The 25,027-nt window shown below is 54.5% G+C and carries 23 protein-coding genes; 12 read left to right on the top strand and 11 right to left on the bottom strand.

Features of this window, described 5'->3' with window-relative positions:
• Positions 1-46 precede the first annotated feature (46 nt).
• Genes ACQG22_RS11240 through ACQG22_RS11230 form a run of 3 tightly spaced genes read left to right on the top strand, consistent with a single transcriptional unit; the run spans position 47 to position 4,094 of the window.
• Positions 47-1,450: a cytochrome ubiquinol oxidase subunit I gene (locus ACQG22_RS11240; RefSeq protein ID WP_013096665.1), complete on the top strand. Its 1,404-nt coding sequence runs from the start codon at positions 47-49 to the stop codon at positions 1,448-1,450.
• Positions 1,450-2,460, top strand: coding sequence for a cytochrome d ubiquinol oxidase subunit II (cydB, locus tag ACQG22_RS11235; protein ID WP_020688583.1), 1,011 nt, complete (start codon positions 1,450-1,452; stop codon positions 2,458-2,460). Before ACQG22_RS11240 ends, cydB begins: the two co-directional genes overlap by 1 nt.
• A gap of 8 nt (positions 2,461-2,468) precedes the next feature.
• On the top strand, positions 2,469-4,094 hold the full coding sequence (locus ACQG22_RS11230; RefSeq protein ID WP_062934432.1) for an alpha-amylase family protein: 1,626 nt from the start codon (positions 2,469-2,471) through the stop codon (positions 4,092-4,094).
• Here the strand turns inward: ACQG22_RS11230 and ACQG22_RS11225 are convergent, their stop codons facing one another.
• Genes ACQG22_RS11225 through ACQG22_RS11210 form a run of 4 tightly spaced genes read right to left on the bottom strand, consistent with a single transcriptional unit; the run spans position 4,095 to position 6,576 of the window.
• Positions 4,095-5,081: an SDR family oxidoreductase gene (locus ACQG22_RS11225; RefSeq protein WP_020688581.1), complete on the bottom strand. Its 987-nt coding sequence runs from the start codon at positions 5,079-5,081 to the stop codon at positions 4,095-4,097.
• A gap of 17 nt (positions 5,082-5,098) precedes the next feature.
• The gene (locus tag ACQG22_RS11220; RefSeq protein WP_028027876.1) at positions 5,099-5,605 is read right to left on the bottom strand and encodes a 2-oxo-tetronate isomerase; all 507 of its coding nucleotides are present in this window, start codon (positions 5,603-5,605) and stop codon (positions 5,099-5,101) included.
• A gap of 11 nt (positions 5,606-5,616) precedes the next feature.
• Positions 5,617-6,063: a DUF421 domain-containing protein gene (locus ACQG22_RS11215; protein WP_013096670.1), complete on the bottom strand. Its 447-nt coding sequence runs from the start codon at positions 6,061-6,063 to the stop codon at positions 5,617-5,619.
• Positions 6,064-6,072: 9 nt separating this feature from the next.
• On the bottom strand, positions 6,073-6,576 hold the full coding sequence (locus tag ACQG22_RS11210; protein WP_369706528.1) for a hypothetical protein: 504 nt from the start codon (positions 6,574-6,576) through the stop codon (positions 6,073-6,075).
• 138 nt (positions 6,577-6,714) lie between these two features.
• On the opposite strand from ACQG22_RS11210, the gene ACQG22_RS11205 reads away from it, so the two are divergent.
• The 4 genes from ACQG22_RS11205 (at position 6,715) to ACQG22_RS11190 (ending at position 11,791) form a co-directional block, all read left to right on the top strand.
• A complete protein-coding gene (locus ACQG22_RS11205; RefSeq protein ID WP_013096672.1) occupies positions 6,715-7,104 on the top strand; it encodes a YdeI family stress tolerance OB fold protein in 390 nt (129 codons plus the stop codon).
• 62 nt (positions 7,105-7,166) lie between these two features.
• Positions 7,167-8,051 (top strand): SDR family oxidoreductase, encoded by an 885-nt coding sequence (locus ACQG22_RS11200; protein ID WP_013096673.1) that lies wholly within the window; start codon positions 7,167-7,169, stop codon positions 8,049-8,051.
• 165 nt (positions 8,052-8,216) lie between these two features.
• Positions 8,217-9,140 carry a LysR substrate-binding domain-containing protein gene (locus ACQG22_RS11195; protein WP_014831860.1) on the top strand — a complete coding sequence of 308 codons (924 nt, stop codon included), beginning with the start codon at positions 8,217-8,219 and terminating at the stop codon, positions 9,138-9,140.
• Between the two features lie 266 nt (positions 9,141-9,406).
• On the top strand, positions 9,407-11,791 hold the full coding sequence (locus ACQG22_RS11190) for a glucose/quinate/shikimate family membrane-bound PQQ-dependent dehydrogenase (protein WP_369706498.1): 2,385 nt from the start codon (positions 9,407-9,409) through the stop codon (positions 11,789-11,791).
• A gap of 81 nt (positions 11,792-11,872) precedes the next feature.
• On the opposite strand, the gene ACQG22_RS11185 is transcribed toward ACQG22_RS11190, so the two are convergent.
• The 3 genes from ACQG22_RS11185 to ACQG22_RS11175 all read right to left on the bottom strand — a co-directional run bounded on the left by ACQG22_RS11185 (position 11,873) and on the right by ACQG22_RS11175 (position 15,150).
• Positions 11,873-13,564: a methyl-accepting chemotaxis protein gene (locus ACQG22_RS11185; protein WP_038419375.1), complete on the bottom strand. Its 1,692-nt coding sequence runs from the start codon at positions 13,562-13,564 to the stop codon at positions 11,873-11,875.
• Between the two features lie 160 nt (positions 13,565-13,724).
• Positions 13,725-14,843 (bottom strand): S-(hydroxymethyl)glutathione dehydrogenase/class III alcohol dehydrogenase, encoded by a 1,119-nt coding sequence (locus ACQG22_RS11180; RefSeq protein ID WP_023619503.1) that lies wholly within the window; start codon positions 14,841-14,843, stop codon positions 13,725-13,727.
• Positions 14,844-14,874: 31 nt separating this feature from the next.
• Positions 14,875-15,150 (bottom strand): metal/formaldehyde-sensitive transcriptional repressor, encoded by a 276-nt coding sequence (locus ACQG22_RS11175; RefSeq protein WP_013096678.1) that lies wholly within the window; start codon positions 15,148-15,150, stop codon positions 14,875-14,877.
• Between the two features lie 560 nt (positions 15,151-15,710).
• Between ACQG22_RS11175 and iraM the strand changes: the two genes are divergently transcribed.
• Positions 15,711-16,094 carry an anti-adapter protein IraM gene (gene iraM, locus ACQG22_RS11170; protein WP_426711542.1) on the top strand — a complete coding sequence of 128 codons (384 nt, stop codon included), beginning with the start codon at positions 15,711-15,713 and terminating at the stop codon, positions 16,092-16,094.
• Positions 16,095-16,263: 169 nt separating this feature from the next.
• Here the strand turns inward: iraM and ACQG22_RS11165 are convergent, their stop codons facing one another.
• Positions 16,264-17,190: a LysR family transcriptional regulator gene (locus tag ACQG22_RS11165; RefSeq protein WP_369706499.1), complete on the bottom strand. Its 927-nt coding sequence runs from the start codon at positions 17,188-17,190 to the stop codon at positions 16,264-16,266.
• 82 nt (positions 17,191-17,272) lie between these two features.
• On the opposite strand from ACQG22_RS11165, the gene ACQG22_RS11160 reads away from it, so the two are divergent.
• The 3 genes from ACQG22_RS11160 (at position 17,273) to ACQG22_RS11150 (ending at position 18,880) form a co-directional block, all read left to right on the top strand.
• Positions 17,273-17,749, top strand: coding sequence for a GNAT family N-acetyltransferase (locus ACQG22_RS11160; protein WP_029883812.1), 477 nt, complete (start codon positions 17,273-17,275; stop codon positions 17,747-17,749).
• Between the two features lie 83 nt (positions 17,750-17,832).
• A complete protein-coding gene (locus tag ACQG22_RS11155; protein ID WP_020688571.1) occupies positions 17,833-18,501 on the top strand; it encodes an epoxyqueuosine reductase QueH in 669 nt (222 codons plus the stop codon).
• A 106-nt stretch (positions 18,502-18,607) separates the two neighbouring features.
• Positions 18,608-18,880 (top strand): DUF883 family protein, encoded by a 273-nt coding sequence (locus ACQG22_RS11150; RefSeq protein WP_013096686.1) that lies wholly within the window; start codon positions 18,608-18,610, stop codon positions 18,878-18,880.
• Positions 18,881-18,908: 28 nt separating this feature from the next.
• Here the strand turns inward: ACQG22_RS11150 and ACQG22_RS11145 are convergent, their stop codons facing one another.
• Positions 18,909-20,372, bottom strand: coding sequence for an EAL domain-containing protein (locus tag ACQG22_RS11145; protein ID WP_369706500.1), 1,464 nt, complete (start codon positions 20,370-20,372; stop codon positions 18,909-18,911).
• A 327-nt stretch (positions 20,373-20,699) separates the two neighbouring features.
• Between ACQG22_RS11145 and ACQG22_RS11140 the strand changes: the two genes are divergently transcribed.
• Positions 20,700-21,584, top strand: coding sequence for a hypothetical protein (locus ACQG22_RS11140; protein ID WP_045294349.1), 885 nt, complete (start codon positions 20,700-20,702; stop codon positions 21,582-21,584).
• Between the two features lie 40 nt (positions 21,585-21,624).
• Here ACQG22_RS11140 and ACQG22_RS11135 read toward each other — a convergent pair whose 3' ends face one another.
• Both ACQG22_RS11135 and ACQG22_RS11130 read right to left on the bottom strand, forming a co-directional pair.
• Positions 21,625-22,800, bottom strand: a complete 1,176-nt coding sequence (locus tag ACQG22_RS11135) for an HlyD family type I secretion periplasmic adaptor subunit (protein WP_013096690.1) — start codon at positions 22,798-22,800, stop codon at positions 21,625-21,627.
• Entirely contained in the window at positions 22,797-24,977 is a 2,181-nt protein-coding gene (locus ACQG22_RS11130; RefSeq protein WP_369706501.1) for a type I secretion system permease/ATPase, read from the bottom strand. The genes ACQG22_RS11135 and ACQG22_RS11130 overlap by 4 nt, the downstream gene beginning before the upstream one ends.
• Positions 24,978-25,027: the final 50 nt, after the last annotated feature.

The following is a 25,027-nucleotide window of genomic DNA, read 5'->3' as shown; positions in this document are numbered from 1 at the left end:
CGCTGCCTGGTAATTCTCGTGCCCCATCGTTCCAGAGGTACGGACCATGTTCGAACTCGACGCGTTTCATCTGGCGAGAATTCAGTTCGCTTTTACCGTCTCGTTTCATATTCTCTTCCCGGCGATCACCATCGGGCTTGCCAGCTATCTGGTGGTGCTCGAAGGTATGTGGCTGCGTACCAAAAACGACGTCTGGCGCTCCCTGTACCATTTCTGGCTCAAAATATTTGCCGTCAACTTTGGTATGGGCGTTGTGTCCGGGCTGGTCATGGCCTATCAGTTCGGCACCAACTGGAGCGGGTTCTCTCAGTTTGCAGGCAGCATCACCGGGCCATTGCTGACCTACGAGGTATTAACCGCTTTCTTCCTTGAGGCCGGTTTCCTCGGCGTAATGCTGTTCGGCTGGAACAAGGTTGGACCGGGACTGCACTTCTTCGCAACCTGCATGGTGGCGCTGGGTACGCTAATGTCCACCTTCTGGATCCTCGCCTCTAACAGCTGGATGCACACTCCGCAGGGCTTCACCATTGAGAACGGTCAGGTGATCCCTGAAGACTGGCTGGCCGTCATCTTCAACCCCTCTTTCCCGTACCGGCTGATCCATATGTCCATTGCCGCGTTCCTGTGCAGCGCCCTGTTTGTGGGCGCGTCGGGGGCCTGGCACCTGCTGCGCGGCAACGACACGCCCGCCATTCGCAAAATGTTCTCGATGGCCATGTGGATGGCCCTGCTGGTCGCCCCCATTCAGGCCGTAGTCGGGGATATGCATGGCCTGAACACGCTTGAACATCAGCCTGCCAAAATCGCCGCCATCGAGGGGCACTGGGAAAATCCGCCAGGGGAAGCCACCCCGCTGCTGCTGTTTGGTCTGCCGGATATGGAAGAGGAGCGCACCAAATACGGGCTTGAGATCCCGGCCCTCGGCAGCCTGATCCTGACCCACAGTCTGGATAAACAGGTCCCCGCGCTGAAAGATTTCCCGAAAGAAGATCGCCCTAATTCCACCATCGTCTTCTGGTCGTTCCGCATTATGGTTGGTATGGGGCTGTTGATGATCGCCCTCGGCGTCCTGAGCCTGTGGCTACGCTATCGCCACCGGCTGTATCACTCGCGCCCGTTCCACTGGTTTGCCCTCTGTATGGGGCCAGCCGGTCTGCTGGCGCTGCTCGCAGGCTGGGTGACCACCGAAGTGGGTCGCCAGCCGTGGGTGGTCTACGGCTATCTGCGCACCATCGACGCGGTCTCTCTGCATAGCACGCTGCAGATGAGCATCAGCCTGCTGGCCTTCATCGTCGTTTATTGCTCGGTGTTTGGCGTGGGCTATGTCTACCTTGTGCGTCTGATTAAGAAAGGACCACAGCCGGTGGACACGCTAACCTCAAACACCTCGGGCACTCCCGCCCGTCCGCTGTCTGCCGCTGAGTCTGTTCCGGAAGAGGAGAGAATCTGATGGGCGTCGATATCTCGGTTATCTGGTTTGCCATCATCGTCTTCGCCACCCTGATGTACATCATCATGGATGGCTTTGATTTGGGGATCGGTCTGCTGTTTAACTTCGTGGGCGATGCTAAAGAGCGCGACGTGATGGTGAACAGCGTGGCCCCCGTCTGGGACGGCAACGAAACCTGGCTGGTGCTGGGCGGCGCAGGGCTGTTTGGCGCCTTTCCGCTGGCCTATGCGGTGATCATCGATGCGCTCACCATTCCCCTTACCGCCATGCTGATCGGTCTTATCTTTCGCGGTGTCGCCTTTGAGTTCCGCTTCAAAGCGACGCCCTCTCACCGCCAGTTCTGGGACTATGCCTTTGCGGGAGGCTCGCTACTCGCCACCTTCAGCCAGGGCGTGGTGGTCGGCGCGGTGATCAACGGTTTTGAAGTAGAAGGCCGACGCTACGTGGGGTCTGCCCTCGACTGGCTGACCCCCTTCAACCTCTTCTGCGGTATCGGGCTGGTGGTGGCCTACACGCTGCTGGGCACCACGTGGCTTATCATGAAAAGCGAAGGTGCACTGCAAAACCGCATGCGCGAGTTGACCCGCCACGTGCTGCTGGCGCTGATTGTCGTCATCGCGGTGGTGAGCATCTGGACGCCACTCGGCTGGCAGTACGTGGCCGAGCGCTGGTTTACCCTGCCTAACTTCTTCTGGTTCCTGCCGGTGCCTCTGCTGGTAGGCGTATTTAGCCTGTGGATCTGGCGCTTGACCCGCAACCCGGCCAGCCACGCGCGTCCGTTCCTGTTGACGCTTGGGCTTATCTTCCTCGGTTTTAGCGGACTGGGCATCAGCCTGTGGCCGAACATTATTCCGCCGCGCATTAGCCTGTGGGATGCCGCGGCCCCGCCCGCCAGCCAGCTCTTTATGCTGGTGGGGACGTTACTGATTATTCCGGTGATCCTGGTGTACACCGCCTGGAGTTACTACGTCTTTCGGGGAAAAGTTTCTGATACAGAAGGTTACCACTGAGGTGCAGGATGGCAGGATGGCATACACGGGCCATTATTTATCAAATTGATACGGCACTGTTTTACGATTTAAACGGCGATGGCTGCGGAGACATCGCCGGAATAACGGCCAAATTGCGATATATACGCCGCATGGGGGCGACAGTAATCTGGATCACTCCGTTTTACCTTACCCCTTTTCTGGACGAAGGGTATGACGTCAGCGACCACCTGCAGGTCGACCCCCGGTTCGGCAAACTGGCGGATATTATCGCTTTTATTGAGCAGGCACGTGAGCTGGGGATGCAGGTCATTATCGAGCTGTTGATCCAGCATACGTCGGACGCCCACCCCTGGTTTCAGGAGGCCCGGCGCAACCCGAAATCCCCCTTTCGCGACTATTATCTGTGGTCAGATAATGACGATGACGATACGCCTCCGATGTTCCCCGGCGTGGAAAAGAGCATCTGGACATGGGATGACGAGGCGGGTCAATACTACCGGCATATGTTTTATCGCCACGAGCCTGATCTCAACCTCACCTCACCTGCGGTAATTAAAGAGATAGAGAACATTATCCTCTTCTGGCTTAAGCTCGGCGTATCGGGATTCCGTCTGGACGCCGCGTCGCATCTCACCACCCAGGCCGGAGGCGGTGACGAGAAAAAGGGGCTGTGGATCCTGGAGCACTTGCGCCGCCTGATTACCCAACATAACCCGCAGGCGATCCTGCTCGGTGAAGTTGACGTAGAAGTGGAAGCCTACAAGGACTATTTCGGCAATAACGACCGCCTGCATCTGGTGCTTAACTTCTGGCTTAATAAATATTTCTACGTGAGCCTGGCCAGGAAAAGCGCCCGCCCGCTGCGCAATGCGGTGAAGAAAATGATCGTCCCGCCGGACTCCTGCTGCTTTGCCAACTGGCTGCGTAACCACGACGAGCTGGATCTGGAGGGGATCGGTAAAAAGGATAAACAGTTCGTCCTCGACACGTTCGCCCCGGATGAAGAGATGAACGTGTACCAGCGTGGGATCCGCCGTCGCCTGGCGCCCATGCTGAATGGCGACCAGAAGCGGCTGGCGCTCTGCCACGCCGTGCTGTTCTCCCTGCCCGGGGTGCCCGTTATGCGCTACGGGGATGAAATCGGCATGGGTGATGATCTGGATTTAGAAGAGCGTTACGCCGTGCGTACACCCATGCAGTGGGCGCCCTCTCAGGGCGGTGGCTTCTCTGACGCAGACCCGCAGAGCTTTATCGCGCCCATCATTGACCACGGGCCCTATCGTTATCAGAAAATTAACGTGGCGGATTCGCTGCTGCACCGCAACTCTCTGCTGCACCGGATTATCGATATCGCCAACACGCGGTCTGAATTCCCGGAGATTGCCGTAGCGCCGTTTCATCTTATCGCCATCGATAATGATGCAGTGCTGGGGATTTACTACGAGGCTGAAGATCGCAGCATTCTTACCTTTGTTAATTTCAGCGATAAACCGGTGACCTTCACCGCCAGAGGGATCCGCCACGCCACCTGGACCGCCTGTCTGGCAGACAAACGCTACGAGGATGCGTTGGTCTGCGGCAAAACCGTTGAGCTGGATATAGGCGGCTACGGCTATCGCTGGTTCTGGACAAACCGTAGCGCGCTGCGCTGACTACTTTTTGCGGCCGCGCATCAGGCGTGTGAGCACAATCCCTGCGACGGCCAGGGAGCCCAGCAGCACTTTCCCGGGCGCGCCAGAGGAGACAGCGCTGGCGCGCGTTTTCGCCTCAGCGGAGAAATGGCCGTGGATTTTGTGCAGGTCGTTGACCGGCTGGTCGAGGTAATCCCGCCGGTCTTCTGCGTTCAGGGTGTCGGTCATCTGCCCTTCCCAGGCCTTTTTCACCATCAGGCGGTCAAGAAAGCCGGGGAAGAGGAACTGGCCGACAATCGACTGGATGGTACTGCTGCCCACCCACAGCTCGCGCACCGGTTTTTGCGCCACCCTGAAAATGGCACTCGCGGCCACTTCCGGCTCAAACACCGGCGGAACCGGGCGCATCGCCCAGGCAAACTTATTCCGTGCCCATTCAAACTGCGGCGTATTCAGCCCCGGCATCTGGACCATGGCGAGCTGCACCCGGCTGTTCTCATGCATCAGCTCGGTACGCACCGCATCGGTAAAGCCCCGGATCGCGGCTTTGGCGCCGCAGTAGGCGGACTGCAGAGGAATGGAGCGGTAGGCCAGCGCGGAGCCAACCTGAATAATCACGCCCCGATCGCGCGGCACCATCAGTTCCAGCGCGGCACGGGTACCGTTCACGTAGCCAAGGTAGGTGACTTCTGTGACGCGGCGAAATTCATCCGGCGTCATGGTCCGAAACGGCGCCAGCACCGCTCCCATGGCATTATTGACCCACACATCTATCGCCCCAAGGCGATACTCAATTTCGTTGGCGGCATCCACCACCGCCTGACTGTCGGCCACATCCGCCTGCACGGCCAATGCATTGACGCCAAAACGGCGTAGCTCTTCCTGGGTCGAGTGCAGGCTTGTCTCCTCGCGCGCAATAATGCCCACATCGTAGCCTGCTTTTGCAAAGTGCAGCGCCGTGGCTTTCCCCACGCCCGCCGTCCCGCCAGTAATGACCATCACAGCCATAAAACCTCCGCGTTATTTCAGCCCGATAATTTCGTCACTAATTCAGCCAGCGAGTAATGCACCGCTTTTTCCACCACGTCCTGACAGTCGCCGGAAAAGAGCACCCTGCTCGTTTCCGTCTTTCCGCCAATATTCCAGGCGAAGCACACGGTCCCCGCCGCCGTGCCGTCTTCTCCCCCTTCCGGCCCGGCATAGCCGCTGATGGCGATACTGACATCGGCCTGGGCAATGTCGCGGATGCTGGCCGCCATCTCGGTGACGGTCTGTTCACTGACGGCGGTAAACCGCGCGAGGGTTTCCGGGCTTACGCCCAGGATCCTCTCCTTCGCGCTATCGCTGAAGACGACCAGCCCCACATCATAAAAATCGGCAGTGTTCTCTTCCGCGCAGAGCGCCACCGAAAGCTTCCCGCCGGTGCAGGATTCTGCGGTTGTTAAGCGAAGCCCGGCATCGATTAACCTGCTCGCCAGTTTTTTGGTCAGTTCAGCCACGGTAATGGTGTTGTCGTGGTATAGATTGCTCATCATCAGGCCTCTCATTTCTTCTCAGGAATAATGGAAATATGGCCATTACGTTCGAGAATGGCATATTTAATTTCGCTTAATTTTGTAATACCATTATTCTGCCGGGCTGAAACCAGAATATCATCACATGAAACATCGACCTTTTTGAGTTTATCTGCTAAGGGTACGCCGTTCTCAACCAGAATTACCGGCGTGCCATCCAGAATATTCTCCACCGGCGAAAAATACTTTTTCATCAGTCCAAAAATAATATCCACAACCACCAGCGTGGTGATGGTTATCATTGCGCCCGTGACAGAAAAATCCTCCCCCAGCAGGGCCTGCTGGGTTGCTTCGCTGATAATTAACAGGAGAATAAGGTCAAAGCTGGTCATCTGCAGCAACGCACGTCGTCCGGCCACTTTGAAGACCACCACCAGAAACAGGTAAATTGCCAACGCCCTAAAAACCATATCCATGGCAGCCTCCTAAGGGTAAATAAATTGCCAGAAAGGAATATCCGGCAGGTTGTTTACACGAATGACGTTGTGCCGTTTACCGCCTCTGGTCGGGGTAATGAACAGCCAGACCGCAAAATGTGGCGATTTTTCAAGATGATTATAGACAAAATAGAGCGTGTTCCCGCGGCTGTACATGCTGTCTGGCTGCGGCCAGACGCTGCCCGGCTCGTAGGCGTCGCTGCTCTCGCTGGTCATGCTCACAGTGTATTTGCCCTCGTTGTTGACCGGAAAGGTCAGCTGAAGTCGCGACTCCGTTTGCCGACGCGCAAAGCGCTCATAGTTGAGGGTCAGGTTTTTTGCAGAATTGGTTTTCTCCGTGTCACTCACTATCCCACTTGAAAACAGACCGGCAATCGCTGCGATGATAATACTCAGTAACACAATAAATCCGACCTGGCGAAATGCATATTCAAACCTTAGCAAGCGATAACTCTCATTTATCCCGGGTAACTTTTCATTTTTATCATTCATGGCAGCCATCACCGTTTCGCTTATTTACCAAACGTTCTGTTTTGTATGGCGAATGTTTTTAAGACTTATCACATTTGCCACATAAAGGAATAGCAACAATACTTAATAAGTCAAGACACCTTAAATGAAGGATATCAGATGAAATTATCACTTATTTCCGCTTTTTTAATATTTATGGTGCCAACCGCATGGGCTGATAATAACGGCGGGTTACAAAAGGGTGAAGCGCCGCCCCCTCCGCATGCGCTGGATAGCGGTTATCGCGGCACGGATGATGCCCGTATTATGACCATCGACCAGGCGAAACAAATGCATGATGGCGCGACCATTTCACTGCGCGGCAACCTTATTGACGGTAGCGGCGATAAGTATGTATTTCAGGATAAATCCGGAAAAATCGACGTTATTATCCCAAAAGCAGTTTTTGACGGCAGAACAGTCAAACCAGACCAGATGATCAGCATTAACGGTTCGCTTGATAAAAAGTCATCGCCTTCCGTGGTGCGTGTCGATCATCTGCAGAAATAACTCAGCGAAGCGTTAACGCTGTATTTTCATCCTAACTCACCTATTGGCTTAAGGAGTCAGCTATGAGTGATACTCAACAACGTACGAACGCTTATCCGCAACCCCCTTTCCCGGAACAGCCGCAGACGCCACCAGGACTGGCTTCTGAGATGCAACCTGTTCCCGATCACGGGGAAACGAGCTATAAAGGCCACGGCCGTCTGGCGGGCAAAAAAGCGCTGATTACCGGCGGTGACTCCGGTATCGGCCGCGCGGTGGCCATTGCCTACGCCCGTGAAGGCGCCGATGTCGCCATTAACTATCTGCCTGAAGAAGAGAAGGACGCCGCAGAGGTTATCGACCTGATCAAGGCCGAAGGGCGCAACGCCGTCGCGCTGCCGGGGGATGTCCGGGATGAAACCTTCTGCCAAAACCTGGTGGAAGAAGCGGTGGCTAAACTTGGCGGGCTGGACATTCTGGTGAACAACGCCGGTCGCCAGCAGTATCGGGAATCGCTGGAAGAACTCACTACCGAAGATTTCGATGCCACGTTTAAAACCAACGTTTATGCCCCGTTCTGGATCACCAAAGCGGCGCTTCGCCATCTGAAAGCCCCTGCGGCAATTATTAACACCTCCTCAGTGCAGGCGGTAAAACCCAGCCCTGTCCTGCTGGACTATGCCCAGACCAAAGCCTGTCTGGCGGTGTTTACCAAATCCCTTGCCAAACAGCTTGGGCCGAAGGGCATTCGCGTTAATGCCGTGGCTCCCGGGCCTTACTGGACGGTGCTGCAATCCAGCGGCGGCCAGCCGATGGAGAAAGTGAAGCAGTTTGGGGGTGACACACCGCTGGGCCGTCCGGGCCAGCCGGTGGAGATTGCACCTTTATACGTCACTCTGGCGTCAGATGAGTGTTCCTTTACGACCGGCCAGGTATGGTGTTCCGACGGCGGTGATGGCGTGATTTAACGTTTCCCTCCCCGAATGTGCAATAAATGAACAAGGACGTTCAGCCCCCCGCCAAAAACATGTTGTAACTCAAACAGATCAAATGTTAAAAATATTTTGCTATCAAGTTATCAAAATTAAACAACTTAGCTTGTCACCCGCATCGCTCTGTTTTTAACATCGCCTATGGAAAAAAATGGTCTGTTCAGTCAGCGCATACGCTTGCGCCATTTGCATACATTTGTGGCCGTCGCTCAACAGGGAACGCTGGGGCGTGCGGCTGAAACCCTTAACCTGAGCCAGCCTGCTCTCTCAAAAACGCTTAACGAGCTGGAACAACTGACCGGTGCCCGTCTGTTCGATCGCGGCCGTCTGGGCGCACAACTGACCCTGGTCGGGGAGCAGTTTCTGACCCATGCAGTCAAAGTGCTTGATGCGCTCAATACCGCCGGACAGGCGCTAAACCGTAAAGAAGAGCAGACGCACGAGATTGTCCGTGTGGGTGCCCTGCCCACGGCGGCGCTGGGCATTCTACCGCCGGTGATCGGTCAGTTTCACAAACAGCAAAAACATACGACCCTGCAGGTCGCCACCATGAATAACACCATGCTGCTTGCGGGGCTGAAATCCGGCGAGCTGGATCTGGGTATCGGACGGATGTCAGATCCCGAACTGATGGTGGGACTGAATTATGAACTGCTGTTCCTGGAATCCCTGAAGCTGGTGGTACGCCCCAACCATCCTCTGTTGCAGGATACGGTTACCCTAAGCAGGGTGATGGAGTGGCCGGTGGTCGTGTCACCAAAAGGTACGGTTCCACGGCAAAATGCCGAAACGTTACTGCAGATGCAGGGCTGTACGCTGCCGACAGGCTGTATTGAAACCCTGTCCGCTTCCCTGTCACGCCAGCTTACCGTGGATTATGACTACGTCTGGTTCGTCCCCTCCGGCGCGGTCAAAGATGATTTACGCCAGGGCACGCTCACCGCACTGCCGGTGACCTCGCCCGGCGCCGGCGAACCGATTGGCATTCTAACCCGCGTTGATACGCCGCTCTCCTCAGGTGCACAGACGCTGCTGAGCGCGATACGTAAATCGATGCCTGCCTGATTCCTTCCCCTTGCCCTAACCCTCTCCCCCCCGGGGCGAGGGTCATTCCTGCGTTCTAATCATTTAATGCGAAATCATTTATTAACAATTGCGCAAAACAATTTAACAGTTTTATCATAGCGACGAATTCACCAAATGGTTCGTAAATGTTTTATAAACCCCGAATTCAAGCGTATTAATCATTATTCCCACTGCATTTATTACCCACCTGGTACACTTCCGGCACGTTATCGTGCTGAGCAGCGGGGGATCTTAAGGAGAAAGAGATGGCATTTGGCAGCGCGCCACGTGGGATACCCCGTATCCTGCAGTGGCTCCTTGCCGGACTGATGGCGATCGTCGGTCTGGCCGTTGGCGGGTTGGGTTTTAAACTCGTCACCGTAGGCGGAAGTGGATACTTCCTGATCATGGGCGTGGTAATGGTGATTGCCGCGATCCTGATTTTCATCAACCGCAACAGCGGGATTGTGTTGTATGGCATCGCGTTTATCGCGTCGCTGTTCTGGGCGGTAAGCGATGCCGGCTGGGATTTCTGGCCGCTCTTCTCACGCCTCTTCACCTTTGCGGTGCTGGCATTCCTGTGTGCCCTCGTCTGGCCGTTCCTGCGTGCGGCAAACCGTGCGACTCCGGTGAAAAAAGGCCCGGCTTTTAGCGTGGCGGCGCTGATCGCCGTGGCAATGCTGGTCAGCCTGGGCTGGATGTTTAAACCCCAAACGCTGGTGGCGGCGAATGAGCCGGTGCCGGTGAAACCGGTCGCGGCTGGCGAACAGCAGAAGAACTGGGAACACTGGGGTAACACCACCCACGGGGATCGTTTTGCGGCCCTTGACCAGATTAACAAGCAGAACGTTAACGAGCTGAAAGTCGCGTGGGTTGCCCATACCGGGGATATCCCTCAGAGCAACGGCTCCGGTGCGGAAGACCAGAACACGCCGCTGCAGATTGGCGACACGCTCTACGTCTGTACGCCGTACAGCAAAGTGCTGGCGCTGGATGTAGATTCCGGGAAAGAGAAGTGGCGTTACGACGCCAAAGCCACGGCCCCGAACTGGCAGCGCTGCCGTGGGCTGGGCTATTTTGAAGATTCACAAAACGTGACAACGTCACAGGCTGATGCGCAGCCCGCCGCCTGTCCGCGCCGTCTGTTCCTGCCCACCACCGATGCCCGCCTGATTGCCATCAACGCCGATAACGGTAAAGCCTGCAAAGACTTTGGTGACAAAGGTACCGTGGATCTGAGCGTGGGTATGGGTGAGATTAAACCGGGCTACTATCAGCAAACCTCCACGCCGCTGGTGGCAGGAAACGTGGTGGTAGTCGGCGGACGCGTGGCGGATAACTTCTCCACCGGCGAACCGCCGGGCGTGGTGCGCGCCTATGACGTTCATACCGGTAAACTGGCCTGGGCGTGGGATCCGGGTAATCCGAACCTGACCGGCCTGCCGCCGGAAGGCCAGACCTACACGCGCGGTACACCGAACGTCTGGTCTGCAATGTCCTATGACGCAAAACTGAACCTGATTTACCTGCCAACCGGTAACGCCACGCCAGATTTCTGGGCCGGAGAACGCACCGCGCTGGATGATAAATACAGCTCCTCCATCGTTGCCGTTGACGCCACCACCGGCCAGGTCCGCTGGCATTTCCAGACCACCCATCACGACCTGTGGGACTTCGATCTGCCTTCTCAACCGCTGCTGTACGATCTGCCAGACGGTAAAGGCGGAACCACGCCGGTTCTGGTGCAGACCAGTAAACAGGGCATGATCTTTATGCTCAACCGCGAAACCGGCAAACCGGTGGCGAAAGTGGAAGAACGTCCGGTCCCGGCGGGTAACGTGCAGGGCGAACGCTACTCCCCGACGCAGCCGTATTCCGTCGGTATGCCGATGATTGGCAACCAGACCCTGACCGAATCCGACATGTGGGGCGCGACGCCTGTCGACCTGCTGCTGTGCCGCATCCAGTTTAAAGAGATGCGCCATCAGGGGGTCTTTACCCCGCCGGGTCTCGATCGTTCCCTGCAGTTCCCTGGCTCACTGGGCGGGATGAACTGGGGCAGCGTCTCGGTCGATCCGAACAACGGGCTGATGTTCGTCAACGATATGCGCCTGGGACTGGCCAACTACATGGTACCGCGCGCCAGCGTGGCGAAAGACGCCAGCGGGATTGAGATGGGTATTGTGCCCATGGACGGCACGCCGTTCGGCGCCATGCGCGAGCGTTTCCTGTCACCGCTGGGTATTCCGTGCCAGAAACCGCCGTTTGGCACGATGTCCGCGGTTGACCTGAAATCCGGCAAGCTGGTGTGGCAGGTGCCGGTAGGAACCGTGGAAGATACCGGCCCGCTGGGTATTCGCATGCATATGCCGATCCCTATCGGGATGCCAACCCTTGGCGCGTCACTCTCCACCCAGTCTGGCCTGCTGTTCTTTGCCGGCACTCAGGATTTCTACCTGCGCGCGTTCGATACCGCCACCGGAAAAGAGATCTGGAAAGACCGTCTGCCGGTCGGCAGCCAGTCCGGGCCAATGACCTACGTTTCACCGAAAACCGGTAAACAGTACATCGTCATTAACGCTGGCGGCGCCCGCCAGTCACCGGATCGCGGTGATTACGTTATCGCGTATGCGTTACCCGATAAAAAGTAAGCGATGAAAAAAGGGACCGAAAGGTCCCTTTTTATTTGTAGGTCGGGTAAGGCGAAGCCGCCACCCGACACAACACGCCACTCAGAACGTCTCCCAGTTATCCCCGGAAACCGCTGCCGCCGGACGCAGCGGCGCATTCTTCGCCACTGGCGCAGACGTTGCCGCCCGGCCTTGCTTCGCGCCGCTCAGTCGAAATGCACCCACCGCCTCGGTCAGACGCGCGCCCTGTTCTTCCAGCGATGCCGCCGCGGCGGAAGCCTCTTCCACCAGCGAGGCGTTCTGCTGGGTCACTTTATCCATCTCAGAAATCGCCTGGCTCACCTGCTCAATACCACGGCTCTGTTCATCAGACGCGGCAGCGATCTCTAGCATAATGTCCGTGACGCGTTTAACCGCTTCGACGATTTCATTCATGGTATTACCGGCGGCGACGACTTCGCCCGAGCCCTGGTCAATCAGCGAAACGGATTCGTTGATCAGGCTTTCGATCTCTTTGGCGGCATTCGCACTGCGGCTTGCCAGAGTACGAACTTCGCTTGCCACTACGGCAAACCCGCGCCCCTGCTCACCCGCACGCGCTGCTTCTACCGCCGCGTTGAGCGCCAGAATATTGGTCTGGAAGGCGATACTGTTAATCACGGCGGTAATTTCAGAGATCTTCTTCGAACTGGTAGAGATATTGCCCATGGTTTTAACCACCCCGGAGACCATCTGGCCGCCACGGCTGGCTTTACCGGAGGCATCTTCCGCCAGCTTGCTGGCATGGTGCGCGTTATCGGCGTTCTGTTTCACCGTTGCGGTGAGCTGCTCCATGCTGGCTGCCGTCTGCTCAATGGCAGCCGCCTGCTGCTCGGTACGGGAAGAGAGGTCGGTGTTGCCTGCGGAGATTTCGCTGGTGCCACGATAGATCTCTTCCGCCCCCTGACGCACGGTACCGACGGTGTTCTCCAGCGAGTGCTGCATGGTTTGCAGGTCGCGCGTCAGGCGGCCAATTTCGCTGCGTCCGGCCACATCGTCCGGCATGGTCAGATCGCCTTTGGCGATATTTTCAATGCGTTTCGCGGCGCGCTGCAGCGGGGTGATCACCGTGCGACGCAGCACGACAAAGGTCATGGCCGTCAGCACCAGCGCCAGGGCAAACGCGCCCACCATAAACATCAGGCCCAGTTGGGTGCGGCTGTGTGCCTTAACCGTCAGGGCGTTCGCGCGCTCGGTGCGGATCTTAATCGCCTTCAGCAGCACGGCGTTGTAGGCGTCATCCAGCGGGCGGGCGCTTTCGTTTTCATGGTTAATGATGGCTTCAAACATGCCGTTTTTAGCAAACTTAAGCATCGGCTGCAGGCCTGCGATATAGGCGTCATAGCGTGTTTTCAGATCGGCATCCAGCGCTTCATCCTCAGGCGTACGAACCGCGCGATTGATGTAGGCATTAAACCCTTCCTGAGACTGTTTGATCCGTTTTTCCGCCTCAGCGATGTTTTGCTTCATCGCATCCATTTCCGCGATACGGCTCGCCGCCCCGGCGTGGATCATATTGATACGCGCGGTTCGCAGATGGTTTGAGCTATTCGACAGCCCCATACGCACCTGAATTTCAGACGTGACATCCTGCTGATCGGTGTCGGCCTGTAAAAGGAAATACCCCGCCAGACCTGCGCTCAAGGCAAATAGCAGAATAATGCCACCGAGAATGGAGGAAAACAGCGGAACCAGCCTGATGTGATGCAAGAAGCCCAGCTTGCGCTGCGCTGGCATCGAAGTAGTGTTGTCCATGACCGTCGACTCTCTTGTAGGTAAGATGCGTAAAAACACGCCTGTTAAATAGTCATCGGCACGGCTGAGATTTAGATTACGGCTAAAAACGCCGCACTGGTCACACTTTAGAGAAGATTATTAAAGAAACGCCAGCGGCGAAAAACCGCTGGCGTAAGAGTTACTTGTCGCCGAAATGAATAACGGTACGAATGGATTTACCTTCATGCATCAGATCGAACGCCTCGTTGATCTGCTCCAGCGGTAAACGGTGGGTAATGAACGGATCGAGCTGGATTTTCCCGGCCATCGCATCTTCAACCATCCCCGGCAGCTGCGTGCGCCCTTTCACGCCGCCGAACGCTGAGCCACGCCATACGCGCCCGGTTACCAGCTGGAACGGACGGGTTTTGATCTCCTGGCCCGCACCGGCCACGCCGATGATAATGCTCTCGCCCCAGCCTTTGTGGCAGCATTCAAGCGCGGAACGCATCACGTTCACGTTGCCGATACATTCGAAGCTAAAGTCCACGCCGCCGTCGGTCATCTCAACAATGACCTCCTGAATCGGTTTTTCGTGATCTTTCGGGTTCACGAAATCGGTCGCGCCCATTTCACCCGCCAGTTTGAATTTCTCCGGGTTGGTGTCGACCGCGATGATCCGCCCGGCCTTCGCCTGGACCGCGCCCTGAATCACCGCCAGACCAATCCCGCCAAGACCGAACACCGCCACGGTGTCGCCCTCTTTCACTTTCGCCGTGTTGTGTACTGCCCCAATCCCGGTGGTGACGCCGCAGCCCAGCAGACAGACTTTATCCAGCGGCGCCTGCGGGTTCACCTTTGCCAGTGAGATCTCCGCGCAAACGGTGTATTCACTGAAGGTGCTGGTGCCCATGTAGTGGTAAACCGGCTCGCCGTTGTAGGAGAAACGGGTGGTACCGTCCGGCATCAGCCCCTTGCCCTGAGTGGCGCGAACCGCCTGGCAGAGGTTTGTCTTACCGGATTTACAGAACTTACACTCGCCGCATTCTGCGGTGTACAGCGGGATTACGTGGTCGCCCGGCTTCAGGCTGGTCACGCCTTCGCCCACTTCCACCACCACACCGCCCCCTTCATGGCCGAGCACCGCCGGGAAAACGCCTTCCGGATCGTCGCCCGACAGCGTAAAGGCATCGGTATGGCACACCCCGGTATGGGTAATTTTGATCAGCACTTCGCCCTTCTTCGGCGGAGCAACGTCAATTTCAACGATTTTGAGCGGCTGGCCAGGGCCAAATGCGACGGCTGCGCGAGATTTCATAGTGTCTTCCCTTATTGTGTGGTGTGTGGGTTTATTTTAGATAAGCGCGCAGCAAATGGCCGACTTCTGCCATGCGCACGGCTCGCTGATCCGGCGTGGTTTCCCCCGTTACCAGCTCATCTTTGAGGTGAATTTCGACCATTTCGCCCATCAGGCCATTGGCAGCGCCGCGCACGGCGGCAATTTGCTGCAGGATGGCCAGACAGGGGTCGCCCGACTCCAGCGCGCGTTCAAGGGCATCAACCTGGCCCCGAATGCGACGAACGCGAGTGAGGATACGTTTTTTATCTTCGGGTGAGTGCGGCATACGGCCTCCTGATACTATAGGGGGGTATGGTACCTTTTAAAGCAACATTATGTAAACAACAGCTTTCATAGGGTTATCAGGCTCTTGAAGCGCATTATCATACATAAGTAATTCTGAATAATTTCTCTTTGAAATGCTGGCCTCAACATTCGAATTAAGCCATTTTCTATGGCTAAGCCAAAAAAAAGCGTCACCAGTACCCTTTATTCGCTGGAATCGATAAGCAGCATTGATAATAATTCAAAAAAACTTCTAAACCTTAAACCTGGTAACAGGTTGAAATGAAATGGTTTCCGCCATGATTAAATTTTCCTTAATAATAAAGGCTTCTACGGAATCTTATTTTTTGGCGTTCAGAACCTGTAAACGTTCAAAATCAAACCACTCCTCTTTGATGTAAGATATATAATTCAAAATAATTATCGAAACCATATTGCGCAAGCCATTGTTATATATAAAGAAAAATCACAACACTTTAAAATAACGATCAATATCAATGAGTTACAACATTGATCGATGTCTGATCACGTGCTAAACCTAAATCCAGGTAAAAATATCTTATGGAGAAGAGTATGATGTCGTGGCGAGTATTAAGTTCTGTCATTTGCCCTAACACAGGAATCGTTTATTCGCACATTGTTGGTTTGAAATTATTAAGATTAATAATTTGGTACGAGAGTGACATCTATCTTTTGCCCGGAGACAGAATACATACAACAAAAAATGGAATTTTTGTAAATGGTGTGTTCAACCAAATATCTCTTTATAACGTCTCGCCATACAATGAGAACCTGTGGGACGAAATAAAAAACAAAATGGCCTGTCCTTTTAATAAAAACCTGAATTCTGAAGACTGCTCATACGCTGAGCATTGCAATGCGCGCAAATGCCCGCACGGATTTGAGACAACCCCTTTGATAATAAGAGTGCCCCGCGATAGCTAATCATTTAATAAGTTAGCTTTTGGATCCGCTGTCCCCTGTTACAGGGACCGCATGCTTAACATATATTTTACTGAGATACCAACTGAACCCCTATCAGTTACGGCCCCCGCGCGCCTGCCGATGACTTGCGGCAGGTGCGCGTTCATATTTCAGACAATATATTCATTAATCATTTATCACCCTGTTGCGCCAGCGCTTGCAACTCTTCTTTCAGCCAGCGGGTTGCGCCCCGCTGGCCGCTGCGTTTATGGGAGTAAATTTTCACGTCAAATTTTTGAATAGAGAATGGTAAAGTAAAAATGTTGATATTCACTGCCGCCTTCAGCTTTTCGGCCGCATACCGGGGGATGGCCATCAGCAGATCGCTTTGCGCAACGATAAACGGTGCGCTGAGCATTGACGGGGTTTTGATCGCAATGTGCCGGGTATAGCCCAACTCCTCCAGCCGTAAATCCAGCACGCCCTGCTTCTCATTCCAGGGGGTGACCACCAGATGGCGGGCCGCGAGATAATCCTCCAGCGTCAGACGCGTCCGGCTTGCGTTGCTAATGACCACATACTCATCTTCAAACCAGCTTATCTCCTCCAGTTCTGGATGGCGGATCTCCTCCGCCGTGCTGAAACCGAGCGCCAGATCCACTTCGCCCGCCAGCAGCTCCGTCAGCGCCGGGCTGTGTGGCAGATAGCGCAGTTCAAAACGCAAACCCGGCGCGGCATCCTGCAACGTGTGCATCAGGGCCGGGAAAATACAAAGCGCGGTAAAATCTGTAATCGCAATGTGCAGGCTCTCGCTACTTTTGGCCGCTTCAAACTCCGGCTGCGGGGTAAGCTCATGATTAAGAAACGACAAAGCAGAAGCAATGGACGGCGCGAGCTGTATGGCATATACGCTGGGTGACATGCTATGCCCTTCCCGGAAAAATAGCGGATCATTCAGCGTCGTTCGCAAACGTGACAGTGCATGGCTCAGTGCCGATGTGCTCATCGCTAACTCATCGGCGGCCAGGCGAACCGAACGGTGACGGTAAATGGCGTCGAAAACGGGCAGCAGGTTTAAATCAAGGCGTCTCAGGGCCGGATGCATAATATTCATCATTTGTTGATTTCATTGCACTTAATTCTTCGGACAATACTCCGTATGCTTAGCGCCATCAATCGCAAAACATGCAGGAAATACCATGAGCATTACCATTCGTCAGGCCCGCCCCGAGGATGCGGCGGCCATTTACGCCATGATTTATGAGCTGGCGGTCTATGAAAAAGCGCCGGAAGAAGTGATCACCACGCCGGACGAGATCCGCGAAACCCTCTTTGGCGCAGACAGTAAAACCGAAGCGCTGATCGCGGAGTATGAAGGTAAGATCGCTGGCTATGCCGTGTTCTTCACCAGCTATTCAACCTGGCTTGGCCGCAACGGTATTTATATGGAAGACCTGTATGTATCCCCGGATTATCGCGGTAAAGGCGCGGGAAGAGCCTTGCTGAAACATATCGCGCAGCTCGCCGTAAAACGCCAGTGTGGTCGTCTGGAATGGAGCGTACTGGACTGGAACCAGCCGGCAATCGACTTCTACCTGAGCATTGGCGCGCTCCCGCAGTCCGAGTGGGTGCGCTATCGCCTGGATGGAGAAGCGCTGCTGAAATTTGCCGGGTAAACGGCGCGCGCTGTGCAGAGATCCCGGCTGTGCGGGATCTATGCTACAATTCCATAAATTTCATTAACATATTGTTGAATACCATGAGCACAGCCCCCTTCATTCGTCCTCAACTTACCCTGCCAAACGGCGCTGACAAACTGCTGCTGCACTCCTGCTGCGCGCCCTGTTCCGGCGAGGTAATGGAGGCCATTCAGGCCTCGGGCATTGATTACACCATCTTCTTCTATAACCCCAATATCCACCCGCAAAAGGAGTACCTCATCCGTAAGGAAGAGAATATTCGTTTTGCGGAAAAACACGGCGTGCCCTTTGTTGATGCGGATTACGATACGGACAACTGGTTTGAACGCGCAAAAGGGATGGAATGGGAGCCTGAGCGTGGGATCCGCTGCACCATGTGTTTCGATATGCGTTTCGAACGCACGGCGTTATACGCGGCGGAAAATGGTTTCAGTGTGATCAGCAGCTCCCTTGGCATCTCGCGCTGGAAGAATATGCAGCAGATTAACGACTGCGGTCAGCGCGCGGCAGCCCACTATCCGGGCATGGTCTACTGGGATTATAACTGGCGCAAACAAGGCGGATCGTCGCGGATGATTGAGATCAGCAAGCGCGAACAGTTCTATCAGCAGGAGTACTGCGGGTGCGTATATTCCCTGCGTGACAGCAACCTTCACCGCAAGTCTCAGGGGCGTCCTCTCATCAAAATTGGCAAACTGTTTTACGGCAAAGACGAGTCTGACGAGTAAGGCGGCGCGAAGGGAGACATATCCTAAAACGCGCCAGAATCCGCATTACGGCTCTCAGATGTTGAAATAGCGGCTATCCTTTAATTATCCACAAAAGGAGGTAACAATGTCTGATTTCGACGCTGATAAAAATGCACAGTATGCTGGTGATAAAGCCAAAAATAAACTCGACGAACTGACGGGCTCTGCTCAGCAGCAGTTTGGTGAATTCGTTGACTCCCCTAAACATCAGGTGAAAGGGGCAGCACGAAAATATGCTGCGCAGGCCAGTGATGCCGTTTCTGATGTCACTGAGGCAGTCAGAAATAACCCGTTAACCGGCCTGATTGCGGCTGGTGCAGTGGGTATTGTTCTGGGCCTGTTACTCGGCCGTAAATAATCTCAGGCCCCACGGGGCCTTATTTTTATTAACTAAACAATCTTACCATGCGATCTAACTCCTCTTCCTTCACGGCGCGGGAAAGATAATATCCCTGGAAACTTTTTACGCCTAACGCCACCAGCTTTTCAAATTTCTCTTCGCTATCCACCCCCTCTGCAATACATTCGCTACCGGTCATGTCACTGTATATCTGAATCGCTTTGATAAGTTTGTAATCATTGTCATTAGCGACAAACTTTCCGACAATATCCCGGTCAAGCTTTAAACCATCAAAATGAACCTGCCTCACCGGAAACATGGTTTGATGGCTGGAGAAGCAATCATCCAGGAATAACCGACACCCCGTACTGCGCAGGCGACGCATGGTTTCTGGGATGGTTTTATCTTTGGTCACATCAATATCTTCAGCAAATTCAAAGACCAGGTTCCCGGCCCACTGAGGTTTAATCAGCATCTTAATGGCTTTTTTAGCCATTTCAGGCAAGGCATTTCCGGCCGCGAGTTCCGGCGGTATATTCACCGAGAAATAATATTTCCCGTTATATTTGTTGATGCCAGAAACAGCGGCATGAAGCACCAGCGCCGTGATATTCAACCATAGCTCACGATTTTTCACCCCGGTAAGAAAATGGGCAGGCTTGATAATTTTACCGTTCTTGTTCCAGCGTAATAAAATCTCAAACCCAACACCCTTTTTATTTTCATCGGTGATGATTTGATACGCAGGAAATATCTCCCTTTTAAGCAGCGCATTAAAGACATCCACCTCAGTACTGGACAGTGATTCTATTTTACCCTGCCGTTCCCCACTCCCTGGCGCAGCAAAACCCTGTGAATTTTTATACCACAACTGGATTAATTGCAGCTTTCTTAAACCGGCCTTGCGATGTGTATATACCGTTTTATTCGTCAGCCCAAATTTTTTGCACTGTTTATTTACCGACATGCCCCGGTAGAAATTTAATAAGACATCAAGTTCTCTGTTTGTGAGCCCTTTTTGACGGTCTTTAAAGCTACAGTCCGCATGATGATCCTGCAATGAGCGAGATCTGTCCCTGCATGCGTCGCTTTTTTTCTGGACACGCGCAATAATATCGCCGCTGTTGGCGATGCGGATCAGAGATAATTTTTGATTGTTATTCAATAAACTACGCAAGGTCCCGTACAGCCAACTGTCAGGTATATTGCCATACAGAGTGACCGGGCGGATGACGGGAAGTGTGTTGAGAAGATCGGCAAGGTGCCTGAGGCTCTGCAAAAGATCCACGATCTCTTCCCCGAGAAAGACCGTAATTTTAGCGTCCTGATTTTTGATAATAGTGTAGACATCTTCCCGATTTGCGACGTCATCCTCAAAACGCACCTGTGACGCCAACCCTCCCTGCTCTTTCAGTAACAGACGGTACCCCTGGAACGTAAAACTGCAGGCTGAAATAACAAATTCCTGTGCATGACAATCATGATTATTGTGAGAATTGTTTTGAATCATAATGCGCTCCTGGGTACAAAAACACCGTTGCCCTGGTCAATATTGACCAGCACATCGAGACTAAAAACATGCGGAAATGTCACAAGCCTGAATATAACCTGCGTAACAGGTTAATTTTATCTTACCCCCGTAGGTTAATAAACCGTTATCAACGTCTCGCCCTGCAACATCTTTGCGTTTATCACCGACTGGATCCATATGCTGTGCAAATATAACAATCTTTGCAAATAACGACGGAAAATGTTTTCCCCGCAAGGTATAATGAAAATTCCGAAAAAGAAGTCTGGACACTTCATTACGTCGGCTTGCTCAAAAAGAGAAAATGCTATGGATAATCACATCTCATCCAGGGCCTTGCTACATCGAAGGGATGTTATTAAGAACAACCCGCGGTTTAGCGAGGCAATAATAGAACACTACAAAATCAATGACAGTATCTATAAAAAACAACCCTTGTTCTACAAAACAATGCTCCAGGAATCACGGTTCAATATTATTCTTGCCATGTGTTGTTTTATATTCGGCAATCAGGCCGAATCTGTTTCAGAGATAAAAGCATTATGTTCGCGATACAAAATAGCCAGTCCCAACAGCGTTATTGCTATCATCACCTTACTGAGAACTACCGGGCGGATTAAGACCTGGCGCTGTATGGAGGATCGCCGAAAGACGCGCATCGCCCCCACGCAAAAAGGACTGGATGAACTAAAACGTTACATGAGCGGCGCATTTATACCCGTCAGCATTCTTTACCCGACATTTAACATCGACCTTAACCTGTTAGATAACGATATTCTGAGAAATAACTTTTTCCGCCGGGCGGCGGAGTATCTGTTTCGCGGATTAACCTTCAAAGCCGTTTTACCGGAAGTGGGGTTATTTATTGATAAGGATGGAGGGCGAATGATTATGCTGCATTTATATTTGCAGGCCATTAAAAACAAAACCGCACATGGCGCGATAATTGATTATTCGCCCGGCACGCTGGCGAAAGCATTTTTTGTTTCACGTATCCACGTGGCGCGCATAATTAAATCCGCGCAAGAGGCAGGTTATCTTAAAGACAGAGGGGATGGCCGCATGACCATTTATCCTGCATTTATGCAGCTCGTCGAAAATTATGCCGGGTTATATTTTGCCTATGTCACGCATTACATCAACGTGGTTCCGAAGGAGCGGCGCCAGGGGGGTGACGTAACCTCCCCGGTATAATCCTGGGGCGTTCGGTTTCCCGAGCGCCCTTTTCTGTTCGTCAGCGTTCCCGCAACGCCTCTTTCGCTTTATTGAGTGGTTTCAGCAGATAATCCAGAATGGATTTACTGCCCGTTTTAATATCCACCGTCGCAATCATCCCTGGGAATACCGGAAATTCCTTGCCCTGTTTATTGGTCAGGTGGTTACTGTCAGTACGGATATAGACGCGGTAGTAGTACACGTCTCTTTTGACCTCATCCTGAAGAGTATCGGGTGAAATCATGGTCACCTCACCCGTCAGTCCACCATAAATCGAGTAGTCATAGGCGGTGATTTTCACCAGCGCTTTTTGTCCGGGGTGGATAAACGCCACATCACGCGGTGAAATTTTCGCTTCAACCACCATCTGATCGTCAAGAGGCACCAGGCTCATCAGTTTCCCATTGGGCGGAATAACCCCGCCGACGGTGGTGACGTCAATGTCCTTCACAATCCCGCGCACCGGCGCGTTGAAGGTCAAACGGGTCAGGGAATCCTCGCGTCCTTTCATGACCGAGCGCTGGGCTTCGATCTCCGCATTCGCTTTCGCCAGCTCTTCACGGGCGCGCACGTAATACTGGTTTTTCATTTCGGTGATTTTGTTCTCTAGCTCATTTTTTTGCCGCTCCAGACGTAACACCTCCACCTTGCTCGCCGCCCCCTGAGTGACCAGCGGACGGGTTAACGACAGCTCGCGCTGGACCAGTTCAGCCCCCTGACGCAAACCGGCCAGCCCTTTTTCCAGGCTTTCGCGACGGGACTGGAAGAGCGCCGTTTCCTGTTTGACCAGTTCAACGTCGTCATCCAGCTCTTGCGGAAACGTCAGTTCCGTGTCGTTCACTTCCGCTTTCAGGCGCGCAGCCGTGGCCAGCGCGGCATTCAGACGAGACTCACTCTCCAGCACGCTGGATTCCGTTTTGGTGCGGTCAAGCTGAGCCAGCCGCTGCCCACGTTCAACGATGTCACCTTCGCGCACCAGCAGGCTATGGATAATGCCCCCCTCCAGCGACTGAATGACCTGCTCGTGAGAAGACGGGATCACTTTGCCGTTGCCGGTGGTGACTTCATCAAGCTGGAACAGACTCGCCCAGGCGATAAACGCCGCAAGCAGCGCGAACAGCGACCAGGCCACCCACGTTGAGCGCGGCAGGCGCGGCTCTTTCAGGCGGCTGTTATAGCGGGATAGATCATTCATGCCATTCCCTCCTCGGCCACGGCCGCCGGTTTCATGGTCACGGTACGCTGCGCTGCCTTTTGCGGCGCCATACCGTGCTGACGCAGGATCGCGTCGCGCGGGCCATCCATCACCACTTTGCCGTTTTCCAGCACGATGATGCGGTCAACCAGATCCAGAATCGGCAGCCGGTGTGTTGCCACCACCAGCGTCCGGCGCTTGCCCAGCCATTGCTGTAAGTGCTGAATGAACTGCTTTTCGCTCATCTCATCCAGCCAGGCGGTCGGCTCGTCCAGCAGAAGAATATTGGGCGACGTGATAAGGGCGCGCGCCAGCAACAGCGCCTGTCGCTGGCCGCCGGATAACCCGGCCCCCCCTTCATTGATGAGGTAGTTCAGCCCCATTTTCTGCTTACGCACGAACTCCAGCGCACCGCTGTTAACCAGCGCCTGATGGATCTCCTCGTCGGTAGCAAGCGGGTTGCCCATCAGGATATTGTCGCGCACAGAGCCAAAGAACAGCCGCGCCTGCTGGCTGAGCAGCTGCATATCCCGGCGCACATCGGCGGTGTCGAGATGATTTAAGGCAATGTCATCCAGCAGAATGCTTCCCTGCTGCGGTTCCTGCATCCCGGCCAGAAGCTGCAGCAAGGTACTTTTGCCGGAGCCGTTGCGCCCCAGAACCGCCACCCGTTCGCCGGCGCGGATCTGCAATTTGCTGATGTGCAGCACGGTCAGTTTTTCCTCGTCGTCGTACCAGAATCCCACGTCGTCGAGGGTATAGTTCCCGCGCAGATGGGCTTTATACACCTTTTTACCCTGCTGAGGATCGTCAATCGGGCGCTGCATCAGGTCGTCCAGACCCTTTCTCGCCACCTTCGCCGACTGCCAGCGGGACAGCACGCCCGAAATCTGTGAGAGCGGCGCGATGGTGCGCGAGGCCAGAATCGAGGTCCCCACCAGCGCACCGGTGGTCATGTCGCCGCTGATGACCAGATAGCACCCCACCAGCAACACTACCGCGTAAACTATGGACTGTACCTCCTGCGTCCAGGTCAGGAGCAGCCCGGTCAGCCAGCGCTGTTTCATCCCGACGGTGGCCGCCACATCGTTGGTGTTGTTCCACTGATTCTGAAAACGCTGTTCGGCGCGCATCAGCTTGATGTCCTCAATGCCCTGTACCGCCTCCACCAGGGTGGCGTTACGAATGGCGGATTCGCGCATCCCTTCGCTGGAGAGTTTTCCCAGCGGGCGCTGCACCAGCAGGCCCGGGATCAGCAGCAGCGGCACGGCAAGCAGAACCACCAGCACCAGCGGACCGCCAATCATCCACAGAATGAACACAAACAGCAGGAAGAACGGCAGATCGGAAATCGCCGCAATGGTGGTGGAGGTAATCAGCTCGCGCACCGACTCCAGCTCGCGGATCTGGGCGATAAACGACCCGGTCGATTTAGAGCGCGCGCCGTTTTTGATCCGCAGCGCGTGAGCAAACACCCGCTCGGAGATCCGCAGATCCGCCCGCTTACCTACCACATCCGAAATATGCACGCGCAGCATACGCATAATGAATTCGAACACGATGGCGAGCATGACGCCGCCAAACAGTACCCACAGCGTGGCTTCAGACTGCGAGGGCACCACCCTGTCGTACACCTGCATGGAGAAGACCATGCCGGAGAGCGCCAGCACGTTCGCGACCAGCGCCACCAGCATGATGTCGCTGTAGCGTCGCCAGTCTTTCAGCGCCAGCTGCCAGAACCAGTTTTTCTCATAGGGTTTGATGTAATCATCCACGCGGGCATCCGGCGTGGATTCGAGCGGGCGCAACACCAACAGCGTTTTCAGCCGTGCGCCGAGCGCTTCCCGCGTTAATGTTGTCTCCAGCCCGCCATCGCCGCTGAACTGCAGGCTGACGTTGCCGTCGTTGTCCATGCGGTTAATAACCGCGATCTGTCCGCCAGTGAACTCCGCCAGCAGCGGTAAACGCCACGGGTCGAGGGAGACGGCGTCTGCTTCCACCTTACGCATCCCAAGCCCAAGCTGGCGCGCCATCTCCTCCAGCACCAGCTGGCGCGGGGACTGGCTTTCATGGTTAATCGTGACCCGAACATGCTCCGCCGAAAAATCCAGCCGATAGTGCTTCGCGATGATGAGCATGCCCTGCAACCAGGGTTCGTACTGTGGATGTGTCTTCATAATCTCCGGGTTAACGCAAGTCGTCTAAAGAAACGCAAAAGGCCGCGGGG

Source organism: Enterobacter cloacae complex sp. 309I3 (assembly GCF_050031595.1).
In the GTDB taxonomy this organism is placed as follows: domain Bacteria; phylum Pseudomonadota; class Gammaproteobacteria; order Enterobacterales; family Enterobacteriaceae; genus Enterobacter; species Enterobacter cloacae.
The sequence above is the reverse complement of the archived record's forward strand: the minus strand, read 5'-3'. Positions and strand labels throughout refer to the sequence as shown.